The sequence below is a fragment of the Microcystis sp. LEGE 08355 genome, assembly GCF_015207185.1.
GTDB classification, from domain to species: Bacteria; Cyanobacteriota; Cyanobacteriia; order Cyanobacteriales; family Microcystaceae; genus Microcystis; species Microcystis panniformis.
In genome coordinates, this window is the sequence record NZ_JADEXI010000823.1 from 1 (window position 1) to 1589 (window position 1589).

Below are 1589 nucleotides of genomic sequence, written 5' to 3' on the forward strand. Positions count from 1 at the left end.
GCCGCAGGGCTTGCGGCGTCAGTCTGTAGAGCGACCATAAGACCAGAACAGAGTAAATCTGTTAAGGCAGGTGCGAAAAATCCTTCGGGACCCCAAGCAGAAACCCAAATCGTGAGGTTTGGGAATCACCGTCCGTTTACGGCGGCGAGGATGTCAACCTCGGCAAGATTAGACGAGGTAAAAAGCCCGTTTCTAATTGGGGGATAATTTTTGTAAACGATTGTATCCTATTAACTATCGTTATTATTTAGAGCGTCATGGGAAAAGTCATCGGCATCGACTTAGGGACAACCAACAGTTGTGTTGCGGTACTCGAAGGAGGTCAGCCGATTATAGTGCCCAACTCGGAAGGGGGAAGGACAACTCCTAGTATCGTGGGATTCGGCAAAGGCCAGCGCCTAGTGGGACAACTGGCCAAACGTCAAGCGGTCACTAATGCCGAAAATACCGTCTATAGCATCAAACGCTTTATCGGTAGGCGTTGGCAAGACACCGAGGTAGAAAGGGGACGAGTTGCCTATCATTGCCAACGCGGTCGCGATGATACCGTCAATATCAAAATTCGCGAGCGGGAATTTACCCCCCAAGAAATCTCGGCCATGATCCTGCAAAAATTAAAGGCCGATGCTGAGGCCTATCTGGGAGAACCGATTAACGAGGCCGTGATTACAGTTCCCGCCTATTTTACCGATGCCCAACGTCAGGCCACTAAAGACGCGGGGATAATCGCAGGACTAGAAGTATTAAGAATTATTAACGAACCCACCGCCGCCGCCCTAGCCTACGGTTTAGATAAACAAAACGAAGATCAACATATCCTCGTTTTTGACCTAGGGGGAGGAACCTTCGACGTTTCCATCCTGCAACTGGGGAAGGGAGTCTTTGAAGTGAAAGCCACCGCCGGCAATAACCATCTTGGGGGGGACGATTTTGATAACCTCTTAGTGCGGTGGCTGGTGGAGAACTTTCAAAGCCAAGAAAACATCGATCTGTCCAGCGATCGCATGGCGATCCAAAGACTGCGAGAAGCCGCCGAAAAAGCCAAAATCGAGCTTTCTAGCCTGATTACCACCTCGATCAATCTCCCCTTCATCGCCGCCGACGAAACTGGCCCTAAACACCTAGAATTGGAACTAACTCGCGCTAAATTCGAGGAATTAACCAGAGAATTAGTGGAAAAAACCCTGGAACCCGTACAACAGTCCCTCAAAGATAGCGAACTGCAGCCTAGCGATATCAATCGTGTCATTCTCGTCGGCGGTTCCACCAGAATCCCCGCCGTACAGCGATTAATCTCCCGTTTCTTTTCTGCAGGCCAGATCGATCGCTCTGTTAACCCCGATGAGGCCGTTGCTTTGGGGGCAGCGATTCAAGCGGGAGTTTTAGGTGGAGAAGTGGCAGATATACTCCTGCTCGATGTCACCCCCCTTTCCCTCGGCATTGAAACCCTCGGCGAAGTCTTTACCAAAATTATCGATCGCAATACCACTATCCCCACCAGTAAATCTCAGGTTTTCTCCACCGCTGCCGATGGTCAAACTTCGGTGGAAATTCATGTTCTGCAAGGGGAAAGGGCCATGGCCCGGGAT

Annotated in this window: 1 protein-coding gene; it reads left to right on the forward strand. The window is 50.5% G+C overall.

Features of this window, described 5'->3' with window-relative positions:
- Window positions 1–257: 257 nt before the first annotated feature.
- Window positions 258–1589: molecular chaperone DnaK (gene dnaK / locus IQ242_RS24410; protein WP_193961732.1), on the forward strand; the 1332-nt coding region annotated here is incomplete at its 3' end.